Origin of the sequence: Sphingobacterium sp., from assembly GCF_032065005.1 — a bacterium.
GTDB lineage: Bacteria > Bacteroidota > Bacteroidia > Sphingobacteriales > Sphingobacteriaceae > Sphingobacterium.
The window spans coordinates 107063-132794 of record NZ_DAMBMM010000009.1; the positions used below are offsets into that span (position 1 = coordinate 107063).

General features: G+C 43.3%; 19 protein-coding genes and 2 tRNA genes. 9 read left to right on the plus strand and 12 right to left on the minus strand.

What is annotated here, in order from left to right; all coding sequences use genetic code 11:
• Positions 1–381: 381 nt before the first annotated feature.
• The gene (locus RT138_RS14575; protein ID WP_313191271.1) at positions 382–588 is read left to right on the plus strand and encodes a hypothetical protein; all 207 of its coding nucleotides are present in this window, start codon (positions 382–384) and stop codon (positions 586–588) included.
• A gap of 64 nt (positions 589–652) precedes the next feature.
• Here RT138_RS14575 and RT138_RS14580 read toward each other — a convergent pair whose 3' ends face one another.
• Positions 653–1753 carry a dipeptide epimerase gene (locus RT138_RS14580; RefSeq protein WP_313191272.1) on the minus strand — a complete coding sequence of 367 codons (1101 nt, stop codon included), beginning with the start codon at positions 1751–1753 and terminating at the stop codon, positions 653–655.
• A 210-nt stretch (positions 1754–1963) separates the two neighbouring features.
• Between RT138_RS14580 and gltB the strand changes: the two genes are divergently transcribed.
• Both gltB and RT138_RS14590 read left to right on the plus strand, forming a co-directional pair.
• Positions 1964–6463, plus strand: coding sequence for a glutamate synthase large subunit (gltB, locus tag RT138_RS14585; protein ID WP_313191273.1), 4500 nt, complete (start codon positions 1964–1966; stop codon positions 6461–6463).
• A gap of 18 nt (positions 6464–6481) precedes the next feature.
• A complete protein-coding gene (locus tag RT138_RS14590; protein WP_313191274.1) occupies positions 6482–7948 on the plus strand; it encodes a glutamate synthase subunit beta in 1467 nt (488 codons plus the stop codon).
• Between the two features lie 354 nt (positions 7949–8302).
• On the opposite strand, the gene RT138_RS14595 is transcribed toward RT138_RS14590, so the two are convergent.
• Positions 8303–8375, minus strand: a tRNA-Met gene (locus RT138_RS14595).
• Positions 8376–8433: 58 nt separating this feature from the next.
• Positions 8434–8506 (minus strand) — tRNA-Met (locus RT138_RS14600).
• 113 nt (positions 8507–8619) lie between these two features.
• Between RT138_RS14600 and era the strand changes: the two genes are divergently transcribed.
• Positions 8620–9498, plus strand: coding sequence for a GTPase Era (gene era, locus RT138_RS14605; protein ID WP_185215929.1), 879 nt, complete (start codon positions 8620–8622; stop codon positions 9496–9498).
• A gap of 69 nt (positions 9499–9567) precedes the next feature.
• Here era and RT138_RS14610 read toward each other — a convergent pair whose 3' ends face one another.
• From RT138_RS14610 to recJ, 4 genes are all read right to left on the minus strand, one after another.
• Complete coding sequence (locus tag RT138_RS14610; RefSeq protein WP_313191275.1) at positions 9568–10638, minus strand: branched-chain amino acid aminotransferase; 1071 nt, start codon at positions 10636–10638, stop codon at positions 9568–9570.
• Positions 10639–11254: 616 nt separating this feature from the next.
• The gene (locus RT138_RS14615; protein ID WP_313191276.1) at positions 11255–12772 is read right to left on the minus strand and encodes a GH3 auxin-responsive promoter family protein; all 1518 of its coding nucleotides are present in this window, start codon (positions 12770–12772) and stop codon (positions 11255–11257) included.
• Positions 12773–12797: 25 nt separating this feature from the next.
• Positions 12798–13532, minus strand: coding sequence for an LPS export ABC transporter ATP-binding protein (gene lptB, locus RT138_RS14620; protein ID WP_185211250.1), 735 nt, complete (start codon positions 13530–13532; stop codon positions 12798–12800).
• Between the two features lie 31 nt (positions 13533–13563).
• Entirely contained in the window at positions 13564–15264 is a 1701-nt protein-coding gene (recJ, locus tag RT138_RS14625; RefSeq protein ID WP_313191277.1) for a single-stranded-DNA-specific exonuclease RecJ, read from the minus strand.
• A 115-nt stretch (positions 15265–15379) separates the two neighbouring features.
• On the opposite strand from recJ, the gene RT138_RS14630 reads away from it, so the two are divergent.
• The 3 genes from RT138_RS14630 (at position 15380) to RT138_RS14640 (ending at position 18024) form a co-directional block, all read left to right on the plus strand.
• Positions 15380–16159 (plus strand): MBL fold metallo-hydrolase, encoded by a 780-nt coding sequence (locus RT138_RS14630; protein WP_313191278.1) that lies wholly within the window; start codon positions 15380–15382, stop codon positions 16157–16159.
• Positions 16160–16232: 73 nt separating this feature from the next.
• A complete protein-coding gene (locus RT138_RS14635) occupies positions 16233–16712 on the plus strand; it encodes a cation:proton antiporter regulatory subunit (protein ID WP_185211253.1) in 480 nt (159 codons plus the stop codon).
• 7 nt (positions 16713–16719) lie between these two features.
• A complete protein-coding gene (locus RT138_RS14640) occupies positions 16720–18024 on the plus strand; it encodes a cation:proton antiporter (protein WP_313191279.1) in 1305 nt (434 codons plus the stop codon).
• An 8-nt stretch (positions 18025–18032) separates the two neighbouring features.
• Here RT138_RS14640 and RT138_RS14645 read toward each other — a convergent pair whose 3' ends face one another.
• Positions 18033–19535, minus strand: a complete 1503-nt coding sequence (locus RT138_RS14645; protein ID WP_313191280.1) for an alpha-L-fucosidase — start codon at positions 19533–19535, stop codon at positions 18033–18035.
• Between the two features lie 205 nt (positions 19536–19740).
• Between RT138_RS14645 and RT138_RS14650 the strand changes: the two genes are divergently transcribed.
• A complete protein-coding gene (locus RT138_RS14650) occupies positions 19741–20532 on the plus strand; it encodes a hypothetical protein (RefSeq protein WP_313191281.1) in 792 nt (263 codons plus the stop codon).
• 86 nt (positions 20533–20618) lie between these two features.
• On the opposite strand, the gene miaA is transcribed toward RT138_RS14650, so the two are convergent.
• The 4 genes from miaA to pdxA all read right to left on the minus strand — a co-directional run bounded on the left by miaA (position 20619) and on the right by pdxA (position 24814).
• Entirely contained in the window at positions 20619–21548 is a 930-nt protein-coding gene (gene miaA / locus RT138_RS14655; protein ID WP_313191282.1) for a tRNA (adenosine(37)-N6)-dimethylallyltransferase MiaA, read from the minus strand.
• A gap of 80 nt (positions 21549–21628) precedes the next feature.
• Complete coding sequence (locus tag RT138_RS14660; protein WP_313191283.1) at positions 21629–22207, minus strand: IS1096 element passenger TnpR family protein; 579 nt, start codon at positions 22205–22207, stop codon at positions 21629–21631.
• Positions 22208–22284: 77 nt separating this feature from the next.
• Positions 22285–23688: a CCA tRNA nucleotidyltransferase gene (locus RT138_RS14665; RefSeq protein ID WP_313191284.1), complete on the minus strand. Its 1404-nt coding sequence runs from the start codon at positions 23686–23688 to the stop codon at positions 22285–22287.
• A gap of 70 nt (positions 23689–23758) precedes the next feature.
• Complete coding sequence (pdxA, locus tag RT138_RS14670; protein WP_313191285.1) at positions 23759–24814, minus strand: 4-hydroxythreonine-4-phosphate dehydrogenase PdxA; 1056 nt, start codon at positions 24812–24814, stop codon at positions 23759–23761.
• Between the two features lie 138 nt (positions 24815–24952).
• Between pdxA and rsmA the strand changes: the two genes are divergently transcribed.
• Positions 24953–25732 carry a 16S rRNA (adenine(1518)-N(6)/adenine(1519)-N(6))-dimethyltransferase RsmA gene (gene rsmA / locus RT138_RS14675; protein WP_313191286.1) on the plus strand — a complete coding sequence of 260 codons (780 nt, stop codon included), beginning with the start codon at positions 24953–24955 and terminating at the stop codon, positions 25730–25732.

Below are 25732 nucleotides of genomic sequence, written 5' to 3' on the forward strand. Positions count from 1 at the left end.
GCTAAACGCCCCAAATCTCCCGCAATCAAAGAAATTTGAGCGGAAGCCATAATAATATCCATTCGATAGGCTTTCAAAAAAGCAGTTAATCCCGCTTATAAGCCTGTTTTTTAACAAATGTTAAAAAATGCTCTTAATTAGACTTGGAGGCTATGAAATGACCAAACTAAAGGCTCAAGCAAGTGGAGACAGCCCAAAACAGTAATCCCTTCTTTTCATTTGAAGTATTTTTAAATCCTAACCGGCAATGAAAATTCTGAGGTTATAAGTTGATTTTATTCGAGACATATTCCGAAAATTCGCAAAATGACCAAAACGATGGAGCTAGCAACGTGCTCCGATCTCCGAAGCTTTTTCGAATATCTCTCGAATGTGTCTCGAATGAAACCCCTAAAAAGATTAGAATTTGAACTGGAAAAATCAGCCTGCGTGATGAGCTTGATTGCGGACCGAGCTGGTCAGAAGAAAAACAGCTCCAATCATAAAGTAATTGGAGCTGTTTTTTCTTATAAAATATTGCTTGTTACTTTCTCTTTAACAGCTTGGAAAAAAGCCAAAAGAAAAAAACGACAATTACGATCAGGATAAACAAGATGATAATCTCATTTGTTCCTAGGTTCCAGGTGTCATTATTCAGCATATCGGTTCGATTTTAGGAAATTGTCCATTTATCACATTTCTCCAGAAATGAGGGGTCAATATCCGCTGCAATACCTGGTCCTTCGGTAATCTTGATGGAATAGCCATCATATTGAATTCCGCCAATAACAGGGTCCTCAAGATGTCCTACCATGCAGGTATCCAGGTCAAAGAATTTCACGTTAGGTGCAGCGTATGCAAAATGTGTCTTCGCGGCAAGTGCCAAACGGCTTTCCAACATGCCACCGATCATACATGGGATACCAAATTCTTGCGCAACCGCCTGGATCTTTAAGGATTCCGCAATGCCCGAAGATTTGGAGAACTTAATATTGATATAGTCACAACTGTCTGTCCTGCACAAGCGCTCAGCATCGTGATGGTCATAGACAGACTCATCTGCCATGATCGGAACGATGGTTTCAGACCTCAACTGGGGCAATAGATGATCGTTATAGGTACGCATGGGCTGTTCACAGAATTGGATTTTCAAAGGTTCAAGCCCTTTTAATGCTTCCAAGGCCTCTTCATAGCTCCAGCCCTGGTTGGCATCAATCCGGATAGGGATATCAAAGCCAACAGCTTGTCGGATGGCTTTAATGCGGGCAATATCATCCTGCGGTTTCTTACCCAATTTTACTTTTAAGGCAACGGCACCATGATCGTGCAGGTCCTTTGCTTTAGCCGCCATTTGTTCCGGGCTAGCGATACCAATGGTAATATCCGTTACAATCTCTCTTGGCTTTCCACCCAGGAATTGATAAAGTGGCACACCTGCTTTCTTAGCAGCTAGGTCATAAAGGGCCATATCAAAGGCCGATTTAATGGTGGCGTTTTTGGCAATGTACAGATGCAGTTCGGCCAATCGCTCTTCAATTGCCAAAGGGTCCTTACCGATCCAGATCTTTGCAAAATCCTGGGCCACAGCGATACAGGTATTTTGTGTTTCCCCAACAATCATCGGAAAGGCAGAACATTCACCCACTCCGTTAAGGCCTTCATCCGAGATAACCTTTACAAAAGTGTTCTGAGCAAACTCCATCACACCCGTTGCAATGACAAAGGGTTCCATGGGAATACTCAACCTATAAATTTCAATTTCTTTGATCAACATAATTTATTAGTTCAAATAGCAAATGTAACGAATGATATTCCATTTTTATAAGCAAATGGCGAAACAAATACAATTTCATTTATCAAACAGCGTTAAATTTATATTAACCTCAACGTTTTTGATTATTTTTTATCATTATTGCAAATATTTTATGTTTTTATTCATATATTAGCAAACTCGTTTGTTATTTTATCTAATTATCATATTACAATGCAGCAAGAAGGACTTTACAACCCAGCGTTTGAGCACGATGCCTGTGGTGTTGGATTTGTAGCCCACATCAAGGGTCAGAAGTCACATCAACAGGTTAAAGATGCACTTACCATGTTAGAGAACATGGAACACCGTGGAGCTTGTGGTTGCGATCCAGAGTCGGGCGACGGCGCGGGGATCATGATCCAGTTACCTCATGAATTTCTTTGGGAAGAATGTATTGAGTTGGGTATCCAACTTCAGGAACCAGGATATTATGGAGTAGGGATGTTGTTTCTCCCGAAGGAGGAAAGCATGAACCGAATCTGCCGTGATGTCATTGCCGAAGCTGCACATGAAAGGGGCATGGAACTATTGGGGTTCCGAGCTGTTCCGGTAAATCGAGAAGGCATAGGTCCTACCGCCTTAGGTGCAGAACCAGAAATCGTTCAGTTCTTCATCTCCAGGCCGGCAGGGGTGGCAAACACCGAAGATTTTGAACGGAAATTATTTGTCTTGAGACGCTTAATCATCCAAAAAATCAAACTTCACCAAGAGTACCCCCTTCCACTCTATATCGCTTCTCTATCTTGCAAAACCATAATTTACAAAGGACAATTAACTACTTATCAGGTAGGGTCATATTTTGAAGACCTAAGGGATCCGCGTGTGGTATCGGCATTTGGCTTGGTCCACTCTAGGTTCTCGACCAATACTTTCCCTTCATGGTCATTGGCTCAACCCTTCCGCATGATTGCGCACAATGGGGAGATCAACACCCTGACCGGAAACTTAAACTGGTTTTACGCTGGTGTAAGGGCTTATTCATCCCCATTCTTTACCGAAGAGGAGATGGAAATCCTATTGCCGGTAGTAGACCGCGGACAGTCAGACTCGGCATGTTTGGACAATGTGGTGGAGCTCTTGCTTCACAGTGGCCGCAGCTTGCCACATGTTATGTTGATGTTGGTACCAGAGGCATGGGATGGCAACGAGCAGATGGATCCACTGAAAAAAGCATTCTATGAATACCATGCGACCTTGATGGAGCCATGGGACGGTCCGGCAGCATTATGTTTTACCGATGGAAAAATCATCGGTGCGACCTTAGACCGTAACGGTCTGCGACCATTACGCTACGCAGTAACTTCAGATGACCGTGTGGTGGTCGCTTCAGAAGCTGGTGCATTGCCAATTGATGAAGCCTTGATCATCAAAAAAGGAAGACAGCAACCGGGCAAGATCTTCGTGGTAGATATGGAGGCTGGAAAGATCCGTTCGGATGAAGAGGTAAAAGGCGAACTGATCCGTCAACAACCTTATGGAGAATGGATCAACAACTATAAAATCAAATTAGAGGAATTGGCGGAACCAAGGGTAACCTTTACCTACCTGTCCAAGGAATCTGTATTCAAATATCAATTATCCTTCGGCTATTCTCGGGAGGACCTCGAAACGATACTGACCCCAATGGCCTTGACCGGCTATGAACCGATCGGTTCTATGGGAACGGACGTTCCATTGGCCGTCCTTTCTGATCAGCCACAGCATATCTCAAGTTATTTCAAGCAATTCTTTGCTCAGGTTACCAATCCACCGATCGACCCGATCCGCGAACGTTTGGTGATGAGCTTGGCAACCTTTATCGGAAACTCCGGCAATATTTTGGTGGAAGACAAGAAATTCTGCCATTGTGTAACCCTGGAACATCCGATCCTGACATCCAGTGAATTGGAGAAACTACGCTCCATCGACACCGGTGTATTCCAAGCGAAAACCATTCAGAGTTATTTCCGTGCAGACGGAAAAGAAGGTTCCCTGGAAGCTGGTCTGGAAAGGCTTTGCCGCTATGCAGACGATGCCGTTCGTGATGGGTTTGAAGTGATCATCCTGTCTGACAGGGCGATCGACTCACAGCACTGTGCCATCCCCTCTCTATTAGCGGTTTCTGCAGTACACCACCACCTGATCAAAACGGGTAACCGTGGCGCGGTAGGTTTGGTCGTTGAAGCTGGAGATGCATGGGAAGTTCATCATTTTGCCTGTCTATTGGCTTTCGGAGCTACGGCCATCAACCCATATATGGCATTGGCGAGTATCCGGACCATGAAAGAGATCGGCCATCTGGAAACTGAACTGACCTGGGATGACCTGAAAAAGAACTATGTAAAGGCGGTATGCAACGGTTTGTTGAAGATCTTCTCGAAGATGGGTATTTCAACCCTGCAGTCTTACCATGGTGCCCAGATCTTTGAGGTACTTGGTATCGACAGCCAAGTCGTGGACAGCTACTTCTGTGGCGCGGTCTCCAGGATTGGCGGCCTGAACCTGGATGATATCGCTAAGGAAGCCTTGGCAAAACATTGGCGCGGATTTGAAAACAGCAGATCGGCACCTACCCTATTGCCGGAAGGTGGTATCTACCAATGGAAAAGAAGAGGTGAAGGTCACTTATGGAATCCGCAGACCGTGCATTTGTTGCAACAGGCCTGCAGGACAGATGATTTTTCTACCTACAAGAAATATGCAACACTGATCAACAACCAAAAGGAACGTATGTTCACTTTGAGGGGATTGTTGGATTTTGCAAAACATAGAAGTCCGATTTCCATCGATCAGGTGGAACCGGCGAGCGAAATCATGAAACGCTTTGCCACTGGCGCAATGTCCTTCGGATCGATTTCGCATGAGGCCCACAGTACCTTGGCCATTGCGATGAACCGCATCGGCGGGAAGTCCAATACAGGTGAAGGTGGTGAAGATGAAATTCGCTATCAAAAATTACCGAACGGAGATTCCATGCGTTCGGCAATCAAACAGGTTGCATCAGCACGCTTTGGGGTAACATCCAATTACCTGACCCAAGCGGATGAATTACAGATAAAAATGGCACAAGGTGCAAAACCAGGAGAAGGTGGACAGCTACCGGGACATAAAGTAGATGATTGGATCGCGCGAGTGAGACACTCTACACCTGGAGTAGGCCTGATCTCCCCGCCGCCACACCATGATATCTATTCCATCGAGGATTTGGCACAATTGATTTTCGACCTGAAGAATGCCAACAGACAAGCGCGCATCAATGTAAAATTGGTGTCGAAAGCTGGTGTAGGTACCATTGCAGCAGGTGTTGCCAAAGCCCATGCCGACGTAATCCTGATAGCAGGTTATGATGGCGGAACTGGAGCCTCTCCAATCAGCTCCATCAAACATGCAGGTCTACCTTGGGAACTAGGCCTGGCCGAAGCCCATCAGACTCTTGTACTGAACAAACTGAGAAGCCGTGTGGTATTGCAAGCAGACGGACAGATGAAGACCGGTAGAGACTTGGTGATCGCCACTTTATTAGGCGCTGAAGAATGGGGCGTTGCCACTGCAGCGCTGGTAGCTGGCGGCTGTATCATGATGCGGAAATGCCATCTGAATACCTGCCCGGTAGGTGTTGCAACCCAAGATCCGGAACTGAGAAAGCTATTCACCGGAAAACCGGACGATGTCGTGAACCTATTCCGCTTTTTGGCGGAAGAAATGCGCGAGATCATGGCAGACTTAGGATTTAAATCCATCAATGAAATGGTTGGTAAAGCTCAATTCCTGAAGAAAAGAGAAAACCTAGGCCATTGGAAAGTAAATAAAATCAACTTCTCGGGCATATTACATGTAGCTCCAAACGCAAACGGAGAAACCCTGTACAATACGGAAGAACAAGACCATGGCATGAGCATGATCTTGGATTGGGGATTATTGAACCAATCAAAATTGGCGCTGGAAACTAAGACTCCAGTTTTTGGAACCTTTAAGGTGAAAAACACCGATCGAACCATCGGTACCCTATTATCCAATGAGATCTCGAAGATCTATGGTTCAGAAGGCCTTCCGGACAATACGATCAACTTTAAGTTCGAAGGGTCTGCCGGACAGTCCTTTGGCGCATTCAATACCAAGGGAATCTCCTTTGAACTGGAAGGCGAAGCTAATGACTACGTAGGGAAAGGGCTTTCAGGAGCACAGTTGGCTATATATCCTGCGAAGGAAAGTAATTTGGTACCACAGGACAATATCATTATCGGCAATGTGGCCCTGTATGGTGCGACTTCTGGCCACCTATTTATCAATGGAATGGCCGGAGAGCGTTTCGCGGTAAGAAATTCGGGAGCGACTGCTGTAGTAGAAGGAGTTGGTGACCACGGTTGTGAATACATGACCGGCGGAAGGGCCTTGATCTTAGGCGAGACCGGAAGGAACTTTGCGGCAGGAATGAGTGGCGGTATCGCATGGATCTATGACCTTGCGGGCACCTTCAAAGAAAACTGCAACAAGGAAATGGTTGACCTGGACCCATTGGAAACCGAGGATGAAACTGCCATCATCGCCTTGCTGAAGCGCCATATCCACCTGACCAAAAGTGAGCGGGCCAGCTTTATCTTGGATAATTGGGTAACGGAAAAGAACCGCTTCATCAAAGTGTACCCAAGAGAGTACAAGAATGTGGTGAACAAAAAATTAGTAACGGCATAATCAAGGAGGAACATCATCATGGGAAAACCAACAGGATTTTTAGAATTTGAAAGAGCGCTTCCTCAGAAAGATGCTGTGGAAAGCAGAAAGCAGAATTATCAAGAGTTTGTTCATTCGTTCAGCGAGGAACAGTTAAATAAACAGGCGGCACGTTGCATGAACTGCGGAATTCCATTCTGCCATTCAGGATGTCCGCTGGGGAATGTGATACCGGAATTTAACGATGCCGTCTATGATGGCAATTGGGAGGAGGCCTACCAGATCCTTTCTTCCACCAATAACTTCCCAGAATTCACTGGTAGGATCTGTCCTGCTCCTTGTGAATCGGCATGTGTATTGGGGATCAACAAAAACCCGGTAGCCATTGAGGAAATTGAGAAGCACATCATCGAGATTGCCTATAAAAAAGGCTATGTGAAACCGAACAGGAGCTATCTGAAGACCGGAAAACGTGTAGCCGTGGTTGGTTCGGGTCCTTCCGGACTTGCAGCAGCTGCACAGTTGAACAAAGCTGGGCATGATGTGGTTGTGTATGAAAGGGATGATAAAATCGGTGGTCTGTTGCGATATGGCATTCCAGATTTCAAATTGGACAAATCGGTCATCGATCGCCGTGTCGAGATCATGGAGCAGTCAGGCGTAGAATTCAGGACCAATGCCGAAGTGGGCAACAATGTCCCTGCAAGCGAGCTGGATGAGTTTGATGCCATTGTATTGGCTGGAGGTTCAACGATTCCTAGGAATCTGAATATACCTGGCAGGGAACTGAAGGGTGTTCATTACGCCATGGAATTCCTAAAACAACAGAACAAGCGCGTGGGCAGTTCTCCAATTGAAGTGGAGGAGATCCATGCCAAAGATAAAAACGTATTGGTTATCGGCGGTGGAGACACGGGTTCAGACTGTGTCGGAACTTCCAATAGACATGGAGCGAAATCAGTAACACAATTTGAGCTGATGCCAACCCCTCCTACTGCTCGTACGGAGGCCATGCCTTGGCCAAGCTATCCGATGCTGTTGAAAACCACCACTTCGCATGAGGAAGGTTGCCAACGCCATTGGAGCATCAGCACCAAGGAGTTTTTAGGGGATGAAGCAGGAAACTTAAGGGCAGCATTGATCGTTGACCTGGAATGGGAATTGGACCCTTCCGGTAGACCGCTATCCTTTAAGGAAGTGGAAGGATCAGTACGTGAAATCCCTTGCGAATTGGTGACCTTGGCCATGGGCTTCTTACATCCTCAGCATGAAGGTCTCTTGACCCAGTTGGGTGTAAAAACAACCGATAGAGGGAATGTAGAGGCTACGGAAACGGAATATAAAACCAGTGTGGACAAAGTATTTGTAGCTGGCGATATGAGAAGGGGGCAATCTTTGGTCGTATGGGCCATTTCTGAGGGCCGAGAATGCGCTAGAAAGGTTGATGAATACCTGATGGGCACATCGGTACTGGAAAGCAAGGAGGCGGTTTATGCCACAGCCTAAATAAGACACTAGACAAAAGACGTCAGACACTAGTCAACAGACATTAGACAGGAGAAATTTCAGACGTTTCAAATGGATAATGACTGGATTTTCAAAACATATAAGTGTATTTCCATTTTTTGAAGGGGCTGTTAAAAACAGCTCCTTTTTTGTGAGGTGATCTTGGTGCATCCTCCAACTCTTTTAATCCTGGTTCAAATAAAATGCAGACCAATATCAAACAATACCTCAGTCATGACCTTATACCCATGACACCGATATAACTAGACCCCAGAAAGTTCGTATGTCTTGTGTCTTGTGTCTAATGTCTAGACAAAAAAAAAGGTTCCAATCTTTCGATTGAAACCTGAGTAGTAGCGGGGACCAGACTCGAACTGATGACCTTCGGGTTATGAGCCCGACGAGCTACCAACTGCTCCACCCCGCAATGTATTTTAGAATTTCTTTTGGATTGAGCCTCGCGCTCAATCCTTTTTTGTTTTTAGTAGCGGGGACCAGACTCGAACTGATGACCTTCGGGTTATGAGCCCGACGAGCTACCAACTGCTCCACCCCGCAATATATTTTCTAGAAATCTACGTTGGTATTTGTTAAAAGTAGATTATACTATCTCCGAATTGGAGCACAAAGATATTATTTGTTTCTTTGTAAAACAAATAAAAAATCAAATAATGTCACATAAAGCAGGATTCGTGAGTATCATCGGTAAACCTAATGCGGGTAAATCGACCTTGATGAATGCCCTAGTGGGTGAAAAGATGTCCATCATAACCCCTAAGGCTCAGACAACTAGACACCGTATCATCGGAATTGTCAACGATGCAGACTATCAGATTGTTTTTTCTGATACCCCTGGGGTAATAAAACCAAATTATGACCTTCAAGAGTCCATGATGAACTTTGTTATGAGTTCATTGATCGATGCTGATGTTATTTTATTTGTTACAGATATCCACGAAAAATATGATGAAAACGACGTGCTGGAAAAATTAAGGAACACCAGTTCTCCAGTGGCGGTGATCATCAACAAAGTGGATAAATCTTCGGAAGAAGAGGTGAAAGCCAAGATTGCATTCTGGGAAGAAAAGATCAATCCGGATACGGTATTCCCTATTTCGGCTTTGCTAGGCTATAATGTGGAAGCGGTCATGGCTTATATCAAAAGTAAATTGCCGGTGCACCCACCCTATTACGAGAAAGACGAACTGACCGATAAGAGCATGCGTTTCTTTGTTTCGGAGATTATCCGTGAAAAGGTATTTAAGCTATATGACAAGGAAATCCCTTATAGTACGGAGGTCGTGGTAACTTCTTTCAAGGAAGAGGCTCATATCACCCGTATTGCAGCAGAGATCATCGTGGAGCGTGATTCGCAGAAAAACATTATCATCGGCAAGGCAGGCGCCATGATCAAGAAAGTCGGAACCTATGCCCGTCAGGATATTGAGGAGTTTATTGGCGGAAAGGTCTTCCTTGAACTTTTTGTGAAGGTGCTCCCTGATTGGAGAAGCAAGAAAAACTACCTGAAGAGGTTTGGTTATGAGGATTAAGATAAAACTATATCAATAAAAAAGACCGGCTGTGTGCCGGTCTTTTTTATGGAATAGGATTATTCGTAATTACTTCACGATAAAGTTCCAACCAAATGGATCTTCGATCTTACCGTATCTCAAATCATTTAGATACGCCAATACCTTGTTAGAGAATTCACGACCTTCTACCGGAGGAAGGGTATAGTCTTGGCCATTGAAGCCGATTCTGTCAATGTGCGTAATGGTCGCAGCGGTACCAGCAGCAAAGGCTTCTGTTACATCCCCTGCTTTGATTCCATCGATCAGCTCCTGTACAGAAACTTTTCTCTGCTCGGCCTTATAACCCCATTTCTCGGCAAGTTCCATAATGGTACGTCTGGTAACACCATGTAAGATAGTGTCTCCATGAGGCGTGATTATGGTATCACCAATACGGAAGATCAAGTTAGCCGTTCCAGCTTCCTCAATGTATTTATGTTCCAATGCATCTGTCCACATGATCTGGTCATATCCTTCGTTGTTGGCCAACTGGGTAGGATAAAGGGACAAGGCATAGTTACCGGCGTTTTTAGAGAACCCAACACCACCTTCAGCAGCACGCGTATAATGTGTTTCTACCTTTAGACTGATCGGTTTGCTGTAGTAAGCACCAACAGGACAGGTGATGATAATGAATTGGTAGGATTTAGATGGATGAACACCTAGGGCAGCCTCTGTAGCGAACATAAATGGACGGATATAAAGGGCAGTTCCTTCTTTGGATGGGATCCAGTTACGATCTACATCCAATAGCTTTTTTAAGCCGTCCATGAAGATCTCTTCAGGAACCTCAGGCATTTCAAGTCTTCTTGCAGATTTATTGAATCTCTCCCAGTTTTTATCAGGACGGAAGATACTCACGGTACCATCTTGGAATTTATAACCTTTGATACCTTCAAAGATGGCCTGTCCATAATGCAAGGCAGACATCGAAGGGCTGACACTCAGGTTTCCATAAGGCACTATCTTGACATCCTCCCATTGCCCATTGTCATAATTGGCAACCAGCATATGGTCAGACATTATTTTTCCAAAAACTAAATGATCAAAGTCTACTTGCGAAATTCTTGATTGTTGGGTAGGCTCTACTTGAATAGTGAAATTATCTATGGCACTCATATCAAAAAGAATATTTATTGCTGTGCAATTTAGGTAAAAAAAACAAAAGCTTAAATGAATTGTGGATTTATAATCGTCCAATCTCCACAAATTCAGGGCTTCCCCAGAGATTTCTTATGAATCGAGCATTTTAGCTATAATGAAATATGTATGTTTTCCTATCCATCACTGTATAGTGTTTGCTATACAGGGAATGTCCTAAAATGCTGAATTTTATTGTTTATTGGTTGTTTTCTTTCTCGGTACAGTATTTGGGATAGGGCTTATGCTTTTTAGCAAATCTTTGAAAAGGATTTCTAACCAAGAATTGTAAGTGCAAAAGATGATTTTTATTTCTGTTTTCGGACAGTCTGCTAAATTAAAATGGATGGTTTGCTAAAAATAAAAGGCATATAATTAAAGGTTTAACTAAGTAATCCGAAAATGGAAAGAGAATCGACTGATTTTAATGCTCAAGCCGCTCCGACAGTTGGAGTCTGGAAATTTATCCTAGGCTTTTTCATCTATTTGTACAAGACCGCAATTCGCCCCTGATAAATAGCTGCTCCGAATAATAATACGTTTATTATCCATCCTTCTACAGATCTGCCTATTTCAGGTAAGAATGATAAAATTATTAAGAAGCTTGGATTAACTTCAATAGTGGATCCAGGTATTCCCTGCTATTAGCCAATCGAGGAACTTTGTTCTGTCCTCCCAACTTACCCCTACTTTTCATCCAGGTATAAAAACTTCCTTTCGCTGCATTATGGATGATAGGAAAGGATAAAGCCATGTTTTTATAGCGCTTGGCGTCGTAGTCGGAGTTAATCTCTCGGAGCGTGGCGTCAAGGATTTCGCCAAATCGTTGGAAATCATCTGGCTCTTGCTCAAACTCGATAATCCATTCATGCGCACCAGCCGTCTTGTCATTGAAATAGACCGGACCAGCCGTATAATCTTGGATAGTTGCCCCAGTAGCTTTACACGCGACCTGCAATGCCTGTTCAGCATTGTCCACGATCACTTCTTCACCGAAGGTATTGATATATTGTTTTGTCCTTCCTGAGATCTGGAAACGATAAGGGGACAAAGAGGTAAATCGAATGGTATCACCAATCTTGTATCGCCAAAGCCCCGCATTAGTGGAGATGATCAAAGCATAGTTCTTGCCCAATTCCACTTCATGTAAACAAAGGGTTTTCGGACGCTCCTCATTGATCTGTTCCATTGGAAGGAATTCATAATAGATTCCATAGTCCAGCATCAACAGCAGATCTTCGGAATCGGAACGGTCCTGCAGTCCGAAATAGCCTTCGGAGGCATTATAGTTCTCCAGATAATACATGTTATCAGAAGGAACCAACTTCTTGAACTGCTCTCTATAGGGCTTGAAACTAACGCCACCATGACTGTAGAATTCCAGATTAGGCCATACTTCCAATAGATTATCCTTTCCAGTAATTTCAAGGATACGGTTTGCCATGACCATGTTCCAGGTCGGTACTCCGGCCAAGCTCGTTACATTTTCCTTGATGGTAATCTGGGCAATCTGTTCAATCTTCTCTTCGAAATTAGGGTTTAGGGTCACCTCGATGTTCGGTGTCCGCTTAAACTCAGCCCAGAAAGGGAGATTGCGGATAAGGATGGATGACAGGTCACCGTAATAGGAATCAGGGCTGAAATTGTTGATTTGCGATGAACCGCCTATGACAACGGATTTTCCGGTGAAGACCTTGTTTTCAGGTTTATTATGGCAATAGATCGAAAGCATGTCCTTACCACCTTGATAATGGCACTCCTCCAATGCTTCGATACTGACCGGAATAAATTTACTGCGATCGGAAGTCGTTCCTGAAGATTTTGCGAACCATTTGATGTCAGAAGGCCAAAGGATGTTCTGTTCACCCTTGATCATGCGGTCTACATACACCTTGATATCATCATAATCTTGGATGGGAACCCTTTCTTTAAATTCCTCGGGAGTATAAATGCTGTTATAGCCGTATTTCTTTCCCCATTCTGTTGCTTCGGCAGCAGAAATTAGGCTTTGAAACCATTCATCTTGAACGTCGTGGGGATACTTCATGAAAAGATCAATCTGATGCATCCGCTTTTTCATTATCCAAGTAAAAAGAGAATTCAATAAAGCCATAGGTTAGTTTTATGCTATATTTTATTTAGAATTTTTTACGTCTTAATTCGAAATGTCTTCCCAAATAGAACTTACGGGCAAGCTCGTTGTCGGCAATTTCTTCTGGGGTACCGGTCAACATGATCTTCCCTTCCGTTAACAGGTATGCTCTATCCGTAATGGAAAGAGTTTCCTGAACGTTGTGGTCAGTGATGAGGATTCCGATATTTCTGGTCTTTAATTTGGCTACGATCGTTTGGATTTCTTCCACTGCAATGGGGTCAACTCCTGCAAATGGCTCATCCAAAAGGATAAAGTGAGGGTTGGCAGCTAAGGCTCTGGCAATTTCAGTCCTTCTACGCTCACCACCCGACAAAAGGTCACCACGGTTCTTACGCACGCGGTGCAGACTGAACTCTGTCAATAACTCTTCTAGTTTTGCTTTGCGCTCTTCCTTATTGGGATAATGGATTTCCAATACGGCAAGGATGTTGTTTTCAACAGAAAGTTTCCTGAACACAGAAGCTTCCTGCGCTAGATAACCGATACCACGCTGCGCACGCTTGTACATGGGGTCTTGGGTAATTTCGAGATCATCTAAGAAGACATGACCATCATTTGGTTTAATCAATCCAACGATCATATAAAATGAAGTTGTCTTTCCGGCACCATTTGGACCTAAAAGACCTACGATCTCTCCCTGTTCAACATGGAAGGATACATCGTTTACTACTGTTCGCTGTTTATATTTCTTGATTAAATGTTCTGCTCTTAGAATCATGTGAATAAACCCTTATTTGCAAATATATTTTTTAAAATCGAATTGCCTTTACATTTAATTGCAAATTCTTCTTGCCTCGCCATGAGTTTTCCTCTATACTGAAGCAAATATCAAAGGCTTTTCCCGAATTGATCAGGTCTGCATACTCGCCTAGTCCGAATCCAATACATTCAAATATAGTAGAATCCTCCTGTTTTACAGAAAACTTAAGGTGCGTACTGCCTACGATATAAGCATTGTAACCCATGGTCACCCCTTTGCTGATGAAGGTTGGGGCTTCATTCTGAGGACCAAAAGGTTGGAACTGTTGCAATATCCTGTAAAATTTAGAATCAATCTCTGCCAGTCTGATTTCCTTTTCGATGGAAACCTCCTGCTGCAGCATCTCCGGTTTGATGCTTTTGCTGACCACCTCTTCAAAACGCTGTTGAAAAAGACCGATATTGTCGGTTGGCATGGTTAATCCAGCGGCATATTTATGACCTCCATATTGATCCAACAGATCACTACATTCACTCAAGGCCTCATAGAGGTCGAAACCCAGCACCGATCTTGCAGATCCCGCGATATGACCATTGGTATTCGTCAGGATAATGGTAGGTCGGTAATATCGTTCCGTCAATCGGGATGCGACGATACCGATCACTCCTTTATGCCAATCCTCTTTATATAGAACGGTGGTTTTTCTCGTTTGCAGGTGGGCGTTGTTATCCAACAGAGCCAATGCCTCTTCCGTAATCTTCAGGTCATAGCCCTTACGGGTATTGTTCTGATCATCAACACTGGCAGAAAACACTGCTGCTTCGGCCAATGTCTTTGCAATCAATAGTTTGACTGCATCCTTTGCATGGTCAATCCTACCGGCTGCATTGATACGCGGACCAATCTGAAACACAATATCGTTAACCGTAAAATGTCCGGATTTATGGGTAGAAAGATTGATCAGGGCCTGAAGACCGCAACAAGGGTTGCTGTTCAGCTTTTTCAGTCCGAAATGCGTCAATATTCTATTTTCTCCTGTAATGGGAACAATATCGGAGGCAATACTAACCGCCACCAAATCCAGGTATTGGTATGCCAATTCCATCGGCATGTCATTTTGCTTGATGAATGCTTGTATGATCTTGAATCCGATACCACAGCCTGAAAGTTCTTTGTAGGGATAAGGACAGTCATTTCGCTTAGGATCAAGTACCGCCACAGCATTCGGCAACACATCTCCAGGTAAGTGATGGTCACCGATAATGAAATCGATGCCCTTGGCATTCGCGTATTCAATCTTATCAACGGCTTTGATACCACAGTCCAAGGCAATGATCAACGAGAATCCATTCTCCTTTGCATAATCGATACCTCTATTGGAAATACCATATCCTTCTGCATAGCGATCCGGAATATAGAACTCCAGGCCGGTATGGAAGTCACGAAAGAAACTATAGACTACGGAAACGGCGGTGGTCCCATCGACATCATAATCACCATAGATCAAGATTTTCTCCTTATTCCCGATGGCACGCTCAATCCGGTCTATGGCGCGGTCCATATCCTTCATCAGGAAAGGGTCGTGGAGATTGTCGATAGAAGGGCGGAAAAAGTCTTTCGCTTGGTCAAAGGTTTCGACCTCACGGTTTATTAAAAGTTCTGCAATTATATGGTTTACACCCAGCTCCTGTTGTAGCTTCTTCGCTTGCTCTACGTTCTTTTTAGGTTTCAGCACCCACCTTTTTTGCATATCTTTGCCTTCTAATAAACGTGTAAAGATACATTAAATCAGGGGACTTACCTAATGAGGAGCCCGATGTAAAATGATATGCACACATAACTGTCAAGATAACAAACAAATACAAATGGCTCGAGCGCATTCACTATTTGAAGGTTCCTACTCTGTAGATATAAGCAAGCAATTTATCCCCTTCGACCCAAAAAAAGATGATCCAAAAGATAGACCCGGATCGCTGTTCATTCATGTCCACCCCTTTTTAATTGAAACAAAAGACGGCCTTATCGTCCTTGATACCGGTCTAGGATTACGCAATGAAAACAACGAGTTGGTCATCCATGAGAACATCAAAAAACTAGGCTTTTCTATTGATGACGTGCGATATGTACTGATGTCGCATCTTCATAAGGACCATGCTAGCGGCATGGTGGACATCAAGGATGGCGTAAAACGCTTGGCATTCCCCAATGCTGAATATGTCATCCAGGAACAAGAATGGGAAGCAGCATACAGTTCCGAATCCCCTTCCTACCGTACTGAAGTTTTTGATGTACTTCAAAGAAGCGGAAATATCCTGTTTGTGAATGGCGACGGACAATTGACTCCTGAGATACGATATGAACTATCAGGCGGTCACAGCGAGTTCCATCAGGTATTTCATGTGGAGACCGAAGGTGAACATTTTTTCTTTGGGGGAGATGAATTACCAGAACCAGAGGAAATCTTCAGGAGCTTTATCGCCAAATACGATTTTGATGGCCGGAGAGCAAGAGACCTGAGAGCAGAATACTGGGCTGCAGGCGCTCCAGAGGGATGGGTATTTTTATTTTACCATTCAAAAAATATCGCGGTAGGACGACCAGAACAGAAGCCAGATGGCAGTTATAAGATCGTTAATGCCGAATAATCCATTCAGAATCGATATATTTGAGGATAACGAAAAATAATTTTTCTAATTTTTAATTAAATAAAAGGAAATCATGTCGATAGTTAGAGAAAGTGACCTAATTGGTATCGGAAAGAAATACCAAATTGAAACTGATGCTGGCGACAATATGGTGGTTGTCATCCACGATGACGGACGGAGAGAGTTATACCGCCATGAGGATGAAGATAACGAAACCCACTGTGTGATGACATTGTCGGATGAAGAGTCTCGTCAGGTTGCCGGAATCTTAGGAGGGCTATCCTATAAACCCAAGGCATTGGAAACCATTGAGGTGGCATTGGACGACCTTCGCATTGAATGGTACAAGGTTGGCGAGTCTAACGACGGAGTCAACAAGAGTATCGGTCAATTGGAAGTTAGGCAACGCACCGGAGCTTCCATTATCGCCGCTATCCGCGAAGAGGAAACCGTTATTAACCCAGGACCCGACTATGTTATTACTCCGGGAACCACCCTGGTAATCGCCGGAAAGCAGAAAAACATCAAACTTTTAAAGGAAATATTACTATAAGAATTATATGCACAGTAACCTCATCATAGAAATAGGAATCGCAGTATTATTGGTAGCTTCAGTTGGCCTACTTGCCAATAGACTAAAATTCTCGGTGATCCCCTTTTTTATTGTGATCGGAATGGTACTGGGCAACCAATCTTATCCAAAATTCGTAGCAGACTTCCTGGCGAGTATCAACAACGAGAGCTTAACCTCAGCTGTCGACTCAGTTTGGTCCTTTCTGACCTTCACCGAAAGTAAACCCTTTATAGACTTTATGGGGCGCTTGGGTGTGCTATTTCTCCTATTTTATTTAGGGTTAGAGTTTTCGGTCGGTAGGCTCATCAAATCAGGGAAATCCATTGTTGCAGGAGGTAGCATCTATGTCGTCCTCAACTTTTTTTCTGGCCTCTTGGTGGGTTGGATGATGAACCTTCCTTTTAAGGAAATGATGGTCCTTTGTGGTATCATGACCAGTTCCTCTACGGCCATTGTAGCCAAGGTACTGACAGACCTGAAACGGACGGCCAATCCTGAAACCGAAGTAATCATGGGGATGATCATGTTTGATGACCTGTTTATCGCCATGCATATTTCCTTCCTCTCAGGGTTGATCCTAACCGGTGGCGGATCGTTCTGGACCGTTGCTGGGACTTCCCTATTGGCCTTAGGATTTATCTTATCCTTCCTGATTCTAGGGAGAAAGCTTGTCCCATTCATTGACAAGCTCCTTCAGGAGAAATCCTCGGAGTTATTTATCTTGATCATCTTCAGCTTGCTGTTTGTCATTGCGGGCTTCTCTGAAACCATACATGTGGCAGAAGCCATCGGAGCCTTGATGGCAGGATTGGTTTTTGCAGACTCCAAATACCTCAAGAAAATCGAAGGAATGGTCTTGCCATTCAAAGACTTCTTTGGTGCCATGTTCTTCTTCAGCTTTGGTCTTTCCATTGATATGTACAGCCTTGGAGGTGCAGTAGGCTGGGCAACATTTGCCGCTGCCATCACCATTGTGGGCAACGTGGCTTCTGGTTATTTTGCTAGCCGCTTCTCCGGATTGAAACCCAAAAACTCAGTGGACATCGGCTTTACCCTATCTGCAAGGGGAGAATTCTCCATTATCATGGCCAACATCGGTAAAGCAGGTAAGCTACTGCCCGTGATTCAATCCTTTGTGGTCGTCTATGTCCTGATACTTTCCATTATTTCGCCCTTATTGACCAAAGAGTCTAGAAACATCTGGAACAAGCTTGCCGGCCAAGATGATACCGTCAAGAAGCCGAAGAAAAAGCTCAGCGATCTCGAAGCCAGTATTCAGGAGAAAAATTAACCCGCAGTCTACATCTTGGCATCCATCAGCTTCTCAGACTTTGTTTCAGGAGCTCCCATTTCCATCTTAATGACAAATGCTCGCTCTGATTTAAAATCATCTGGAATAATCACATCGTAGTAGGTATTCTTATCCAGATCAAGCCCAATATCCGCATGCTTGACCTGCAGCTTCTGTCCATTGGAGAGCAATACTGCTGATACCGGAACTTCTGTAGCCTTTTTGGGGATAGCAATCCTTGCAATATTGTTAACCGGCCTATTGAATACCGTTAGATATAAATGCTTATCCTTTTGCGTTAAATAGCCCAATTTTGTTTTTGGAAGGTCTACATGTCTCACCCCGTAAACGGCCTCAGCATTCACCTTCATCCATTCCCCCAGTTCCTTTGCAATCTTATCTTCTTCAGGATGCATCAACCCTTGACCATCAGGTCCAAAATTCAATACAAAATTACCGTTCATGGAGACCGTATGCATTAACATGTCCAACAGGTCATCCGTGGTCTTGGTATAGATACCAGACCAATCCTTCATATATCCCCAACCATTCGGAGGAATGGTCATCACCGCATCCCAATCATTGCCATCGAGCCATTCAAATTCCTGTGGCAACTTCCTTTCCCAGCCCTGTTCATAATCACCAAGGATCTTCCCATTGCTATCAAAATGCCTTTTGCCATGTTCATCATTTCTAAATCGAGACCCGATAATCAAACCTGGATGCTTTGCCCGCATTTCCTTTTCCAGATTGTAGGTGAAGTCATAAGCCTTGACCCAGGATTGATCCCAAGTACCATCAAACCAGAAACCCTTAATCTGGGGATAGTTTGCCAACAGTTCCAACAGTTGATTTTTAGTGTACTGTAGGAAACGATCGTATCTCTTCTTTTCTTCCTCTGTCTTGGGCTCCTTGGAAAGATAGTCCGGATTGTTCCATTCCAGAATGGAGAAATACAGATATACATCGATTCCTTCAGCTGTATAGGCATCCACGACTTCCTTTACGATATCCTTCTTATAGGGTGATTTGCTGATATTGTACCCTGAATACTTGGTTGGCCACAAAGCAAAACCATCGTGGTGCTTGGTGGTAAAGATCATGTATTTTGCCCCCATATACTTAGCTTGCTTGGCCCATTTCTTGGCATCGAAGTCCTTGGGATCAAGCTTTTTATAGAGGTTATCATAGGTTTCTTTCCAATTCTTTGGCGCAGTAGGTCCAGACCAGGTCCTGATCCATTCCGAGGCAGCCGCACCCTTTCTGGCGCTCACCCCTTCCCATTCATTCCCTGGAATGGCATATAATCCCCAATGGATAAATTGGCCAAGCCCATAGTTACGGAAGGCTTCCATATCGGCATCCGTACGGTGCTCAGGTGTCAGGGAGCCATATTTCACTTCGGTATGCGCTGTGGGTTTAACCTTTGGCCCTGTCCATTGAGCATAGGAATGTTGACTAAAAGCCAGGTTTAATGCTGCAAAGAATATCGGTTTTAGTATTCTGTTCATTGGTATAGATCAATTCACGATTTAGTTTTATATGAATCTAATATACTGAATTCATATAGCCCTCAAGCTATCAATCGATTGCATGAATAGCGAAATGGTTTTCGTAACAAAGTCAGTAAGTAGAATTACCCGAATACAGGTATTTACCCTTTTTTCATTAAGCAATACCTTTGAAACATCACATAAAATCAATCCTGTAAAAAACATGAAAAAGAAAATCAGCATGCCATTTGTCGTATTATTATCCTTAGTATTAGCTTTCGCAGTAAGCTCCTGCAGCAAAGACGACAAAGACAATGACAAAGAAATTGTAGAGGATAAACCCGGAAAGATACCAGGACTTGGGAATACAGAGGGCGAGCCTACTGGTCAAAAATATAGCCTACCTGAAGGCATCGAACTGCAAGGGGAAATCACTGGATACGAAGGCGATATAAATACGACAGCCAGAGCTAGATCAAAAAAAGCGATGGTAGCAAAGAATTCATCCGAATTAAAAGCGGAAGTCCCTGCAGATCTTTCTCCTGATTTCTCACGTGGAAGCGGTTATTTTGTCAGATTGGGAATCAAATTAAAAAACAGCACCTCCACGACTAAAAAACTGGAACTACCAGCCGGCCTGATTATCAAATCCAGATCTGGAGACTATCAAAATGGTGTGCTTTTGAAAAAAGTGAGCATCGATATCCCTGCAAACAAGACTATTTATCTGGATTTACATATGTACTGTGGAAATGAAAGAAAATCAGCTTCTTCAGAATATGAAAAATACGACTTGGCTGTTATCTCCAATTCCTCCAGCCTTCATGATCTGATCAATAGACTAAAGAACAAGAAAATCAATATTGAACAATATTACAAGGATAATAGGGTGGATCAAAGTTATAATGCTTTAGTGGGCAAACTTCAGGATATTCTTTGGACCATCACCGATTCGGAAGATGGACTGAATGAAGATGACATCAAATACATCAATGAATACTTACCGAACGACTAATACATCTAAAACTAGAAGCATAAACTATATTTGAAAATAGCCCTCTCTGGGCTATTTTTATTATATAAAGCTTTTTAAGAAAATAATTAACCTTCTTGCTTTAACCTTTGCTCAAGATATGAGATCACCTCTTCCTTAGCCTGAGGCTCAAACCAAACGGTATTACCATATTTCTTAAACCAGGTAATCTGCCTCTTGGCATACCTTCTGGAATTCTGCTTGATCTGCGAAACTGCATCTTCCAAACTGATGTTTCCATCCAGATAATCAAAGATTTCAGCATAGCCTACGGTCAACAGGGCAGGTTTATTCCTGAACGGCAATAAGGATTTCACTTCCTCCAACAATCCCGCCTCCATCATCAGGTCCACCCTTTGATTAATACGGTCATAGAGCCACTCCCGATCAGTATTTAAACCAATCGTAATAACCTGAAAAGGTCTTTCCGCCTTCTGATTGGTCATAAAATAAGAGATTGGTTTCCCAGAAGCCTCAAAAACCTCAATGGCACGGATCACACGTTGCGGATTGTCAATGTCCGCCTTCTCATAATAAACCGGATCGATCTTTTTTAATCGCTCTTTCAAAGGCTCCAAGCCATCCCTTCGAAACCATTCATTCAGGCTTTCACGGATATCATCCCCTGCTTTTGGGAGGTCATCCAAGCCCTCCGTCAGTGCCCGCACAAATAGTCCAGAACCACCGACCGCGATCACCACATCCCTGCTCTTGAACAAGACCGCCAAACGAATCAAAGCTTCCCGCTCAAAATCACCGGCCGTATAGTCATCAGCAATGGAATGGGAATTAATAAAATAATGGGATGCTTGGGCTAATTCCTCAGCATTGGGTTTTGCCGTCCCTATGCTCATTTCATGGTAAAACTGCCTGGAGTCTGCAGAGATGATGGATGTTTTAAAATGATTAGCCAATTGGATTGCCAAAGCAGTTTTTCCTACAGCAGTAGGCCCAACGACTACGATCAATGTTTTTTGCCTATTCAATTCAGTGGACATCCTTTTTACTTATTTACAGAATAAAAAAAATAGATGATAGAAGCTCTATCATCTATTTAAAATCTTATCGTCGAATACTCCTAATATTCGTCTTCATTAGACTTGTTTGATTCACCTTCAGACTCTTCGCCTTCCTCATCATCAAACATATCATAATCATCCTCCTCATCTACACCATATTCCTCTGCATCTTCTGGCACAAAATCGTCATCGTCTTCATCATCCGCCGTAACAGGGAAATTTGCAGCAGTCAAGTTTCTTGGTGCTTCACCCACTTTCTTGAATAGGGCAGGATATTCTTTTCCCTCCTCTTCTTTCAAGATCTTGATCAATTCCACATGAAAATCATACGGACGGTCAAAGTTATAGGTGTAGTAAAACTTTTGATGTGGATCATCAATAAATTTACTCAAACGAACATCTTCCACGATCAACACGCCAGCAGCTTTCTTCCTATCGTTCGGCAAGTAGGCAATCTCCGTACCTTTTTTCCATTGGTCATTGCTCACATAGAACGAAGAGGAACGCTCTTGGTCGTAGCCAGTACTTTTTTGAATCTGTGTGTGTAAATCTAAGAAAGTACTTTTTGAAGGCATGTCAATCTCTCTGTAAACATCTTCGTAGTCTTCAAAAGTTACTCTAAATCTATAAATCGCCATATTCGTAAAATGTATTAATTTGGATAAGCTCTATTTCAAGCTTTAAAATTACATATTTTTTTAAAAAATCAATCCGTTCAAACTTTGGTTAGGCCCAATGTTTTCCCTTTTTCTATCATCAATGATAGCGCTTCTTGTCTGGAATTTGGAATTTCACCTTCCAAAATCGCCTCACGGATAGCCTTCTTGATAATTCCGACATGTTTTCCAGGTCCGATACCAAAGGTTTTCATGATATCATCACCATCCACCGGAGGTTGCCAGTTTCTCAGGTGGTCCCGTTCTTCAACATCTTTCAGTTTCTGTTTTACGAGCTCAAAATTGTCCCTGTACTTCCTCTTTTTATATTCATTTTTGGTGGTAACATCCGCATGGCACAACAACATCAGATCATCGATATCATCAGCAGCCTCAAACAACAGGCGGCGAACCGCTGAATCTGTCACGATATCTTTGGCCAAGACAATCGGTCTGAGATGAAGCATCACCAATTTCTGCACAAACTTCATCTTTTCATTCAAAGGAAGTTTCAGGTCTGCAAACAATTTGGGAACCATCTTCGCCCCACGGTCCTCGTGTCCATGGAAGGTCCATCCTACTTTTTTATCAAAGCGCTTGGTGGCAGGCTTGGCAATATCATGCATGATCGCTGCCCAACGAAGCCAAAGATCATTAGACATTTCCGCCACATTGTCCAATACTTCCAAGGTATGGTAGAAATTGTCCTTATGCCCTTTACCATCCACATATTCCACACCGTACAATTGATACATGGCAGGAAATATCCTTTCCAGAAGGCCCGTATCAAATAAATACTTGAAACCGATGGAAGGTTTTTCAGCCAGGATAATTTTATTGAGTTCGTCAGTGATCCGTTCTTTGGAGATGATCTGGATACGGTCTGCGTTTTCACTGATGGCATTCAGGGCAGTTGAGTCGATCCTAAAGTTTAACTGGGTAGCAAAACGAATGGCACGCATCATTCTCAATGGATCATCTGAAAAGGTGATGTCCGGAGACAATGGTGTTCTTATCAATCTGTTTTGGATATCGTTCAATCCTTGGAAGGGATCGATGAGTTCGCCATAATTTGCTTCATTCAGCGAAAAAGCCATGGCATTGATGGTAAAGTCACGACGATTTTGGTCATCCTCAAGGGTACCGTCCTCTACGATAGGCTTTCTGGAATCCTTTCGGTAAGATTCCTTTCTTGCACCAACAAACTCAACCTGAAGGCCTTCATAGACCAACATCGCTGTTCCAAATGATTTATAGACAGCAACTTTCGTATGTAGTTTTTCTCCTAGTTTATTGGCGAAATCAATCCCGCTCCCCAAAACAAGGATATCGATATCATCCTTGAATGGACGGCCCATGATTCTATCACGGACATAGCCTCCGATAACAAAACAGGAAACTCCCTCCTGATGGGCTAATTCTCTTATTATGGAAAAAATGGGATGACTTAAATTCTCACTCATAGCAACAAAGTGCAAAAGTAATGAAATTTATAGACAACAGGTGTTAGCCTTTATAAAATCCCGCCTTTACTTAGTCACGATCTTTCGACAGCCTACGGAACGCTAATGGATTTTCAGTCAGAACCTCTTGTTCTCTACGTCTATTTACAATATGAACAGCTTCAAAAATCGCTTCTAAGAAAGATGCATGTGAGGCCATATTTTTTCCAGCGATGTCATATCCGGTTCCATGATCTGGGGAGGTACGCACAACTGGAAGACCTGCCGTAAAATTAATTCCATTACGCGCAGCGATATGCTTAAATGGAATCAAACCTTGGTCATGGTACATGGTTAGGACCGCATCAAACTTGGTATAGGCATCAGCAGCAAAGAAACCATCAGCTGGGAATGGGCCAAAACAGAAGATATCTTCTTCATTAGCTTTCTCAATAGCTGGTTTTATGATATCCCGATCTTCGGTACCGATCAGGCCATCATCACCGGCATGTGGATTTAAGCCAAGGACCGCAATCTTTGGTTTTTGAATCCAGAAATCTTTCTTCAGGCTTTCGTTCATCATCCTCAATTTATGCAGGATACCCTCCTCCGTAATGGAAGCCGCAACTTCCTTCACAGGAATATGCCCCGTAACCACGCCAACGCGCAGGTCATCGCTCACCATGAACATCAAGACATCCTTGGCATCAAATGCATCCTGTAGGTATTCGGTATGTCCAGGAAAGTTGAAGCCTTCTTGCTGTATATTATGTTTGTTGATCGGCGCAGTGACCAAAGCATCAATCAAACCTGCCTTCAGGTCCTCTGTAGCTTTTTGCAAAGAAATAAAGGCATACTTCCCACCAATTTCGTTTTGCTCGCCCAAACTGATTTTTACATCCTCTTGCCAGCAATTGATCATATTGGGACGCTTAGCGTTTGCCTGATCCGCTGAGTTGATCACATTGAAACTGAAGTCATTCACTCCAATCGCCTTTCGATGGAAGGAGGCAACTTTGGTATTGCCATAAACTATGGGCGTAAAGAAATCCAGAACACGGTTATCCATCAAGGATTTAATAATAACCTCTAAACCGATTCCGTTAATATCTCCTACTGAAATGCCTATTTTTAGTTTCTCACTCATCTTCAATGCTATTAGATATAGTCAAAAATAGCAAAAAAACATAAACATTAAGGTTCAAATGCCATTAACATGCAAATGCAACATACAATTCAAATCCTGCTCACCTAAAAAACACTATCTTTGTAGCAAATAATTCCTATGGGTTCAGTACGCGCAAAAAAACATTTAGGTCAGCATTTCCTTAACGATAAAAATGCAGCACAACGGATCGTTGATGCTTTAACTCCTTCTCTTGGCTTCAACCAGGTCTTGGAAGTTGGACCTGGAATGGGCGTTCTCTCCGATTTCCTGCTTCAAAATGAGGCCTATGAAACCTTCTTGATTGATGTCGATGATGAATCCATTGAATATTTAGCAGACAAATACCCTGAACTTGGCAACCGTCTGATCCATGGCGATTTCCTAAACCTGGACTTCAGCCAATATTTTGGTGAAAAGATGGCCGTTATCGGAAACTTTCCCTACAATATTTCTTCCCAAATCCTTTTTAAGGTCCTGGAAGAAAGAAACCGTGTGGTCGAAATGGTGGGGATGTTCCAAAAGGAAGTAGCCGAACGTTGTGTGGCCAAACCGGGAAACAAGGAATACGGAATCCTGAGTGTTTTTCTGCAGGCATACTATGATGTTTCTTATCTCTTTACCGTAAAAGCTGGCGCATTCAATCCGCCGCCAAAGGTACTTTCCGGCGTGATGCGCATGGTCCGCAACAATCGGGTGACCTTGGACTGTGATGAGAAATTATTCTGGCGCGTTGTAAAGGCAGGCTTCAACCAAAGACGTAAAACCTTGAGGAATGCCCTATCAGCTGTAGTCCCTAAAGATAGGATGAGTGACAATCCGCTCTATGAATTAAGGGCAGAACGCCTGTCTGTTCAAGATTTTGAAACCTTGACCAACGAAATATCAAAAAGTCTCTGA

Bases quoted from the DNA above. Each gene is read 5' to 3' on its own strand.
- RT138_RS14575 (WP_313191271.1), top strand. From the start codon at position 382: ATGAAACCCCTAAAAAGATTAGAATTTGAACTGGAAAAATCAGCCTGC.
- recJ (WP_313191277.1), bottom strand. From the start codon at position 15,264: ATGCAAAAAAGGTGGGTGCTGAAACCTAAAAAGAACGTAGAGCAAGCG.
- RT138_RS14650 (WP_313191281.1), top strand. From the start codon at position 19,741: ATGAAAAAGAAAATCAGCATGCCATTTGTCGTATTATTATCCTTAGTA.
- pdxA (WP_313191285.1), bottom strand. From the start codon at position 24,814: ATGAGTGAGAAACTAAAAATAGGCATTTCAGTAGGAGATATTAACGGA.
- rsmA (WP_313191286.1), top strand. From the start codon at position 24,953: ATGGGTTCAGTACGCGCAAAAAAACATTTAGGTCAGCATTTCCTTAAC.
- miaA (WP_313191282.1), bottom strand. From the start codon at position 21,548: ATGTCCACTGAATTGAATAGGCAAAAAACATTGATCGTAGTCGTTGGG.
- era (WP_185215929.1), top strand. From the start codon at position 8,620: ATGTCACATAAAGCAGGATTCGTGAGTATCATCGGTAAACCTAATGCG.
- RT138_RS14635 (WP_185211253.1), top strand. From the start codon at position 16,233: ATGTCGATAGTTAGAGAAAGTGACCTAATTGGTATCGGAAAGAAATAC.
- RT138_RS14645 (WP_313191280.1), bottom strand. From the start codon at position 19,535: ATGAACAGAATACTAAAACCGATATTCTTTGCAGCATTAAACCTGGCT.
- RT138_RS14640 (WP_313191279.1), top strand. From the start codon at position 16,720: ATGCACAGTAACCTCATCATAGAAATAGGAATCGCAGTATTATTGGTA.
- RT138_RS14590 (WP_313191274.1), top strand. From the start codon at position 6,482: ATGGGAAAACCAACAGGATTTTTAGAATTTGAAAGAGCGCTTCCTCAG.
- RT138_RS14630 (WP_313191278.1), top strand. From the start codon at position 15,380: ATGGCTCGAGCGCATTCACTATTTGAAGGTTCCTACTCTGTAGATATA.
- lptB (WP_185211250.1), bottom strand. From the start codon at position 13,532: ATGATTCTAAGAGCAGAACATTTAATCAAGAAATATAAACAGCGAACA.
- gltB (WP_313191273.1), top strand. From the start codon at position 1,964: ATGCAGCAAGAAGGACTTTACAACCCAGCGTTTGAGCACGATGCCTGT.
- RT138_RS14615 (WP_313191276.1), bottom strand. From the start codon at position 12,772: ATGGCTTTATTGAATTCTCTTTTTACTTGGATAATGAAAAAGCGGATG.
- RT138_RS14665 (WP_313191284.1), bottom strand. From the start codon at position 23,688: ATGAGTGAGAATTTAAGTCATCCCATTTTTTCCATAATAAGAGAATTA.
- RT138_RS14580 (WP_313191272.1), bottom strand. From the start codon at position 1,753: ATGTTGATCAAAGAAATTGAAATTTATAGGTTGAGTATTCCCATGGAA.
- RT138_RS14660 (WP_313191283.1), bottom strand. From the start codon at position 22,207: ATGGCGATTTATAGATTTAGAGTAACTTTTGAAGACTACGAAGATGTT.
- RT138_RS14610 (WP_313191275.1), bottom strand. From the start codon at position 10,638: ATGAGTGCCATAGATAATTTCACTATTCAAGTAGAGCCTACCCAACAA.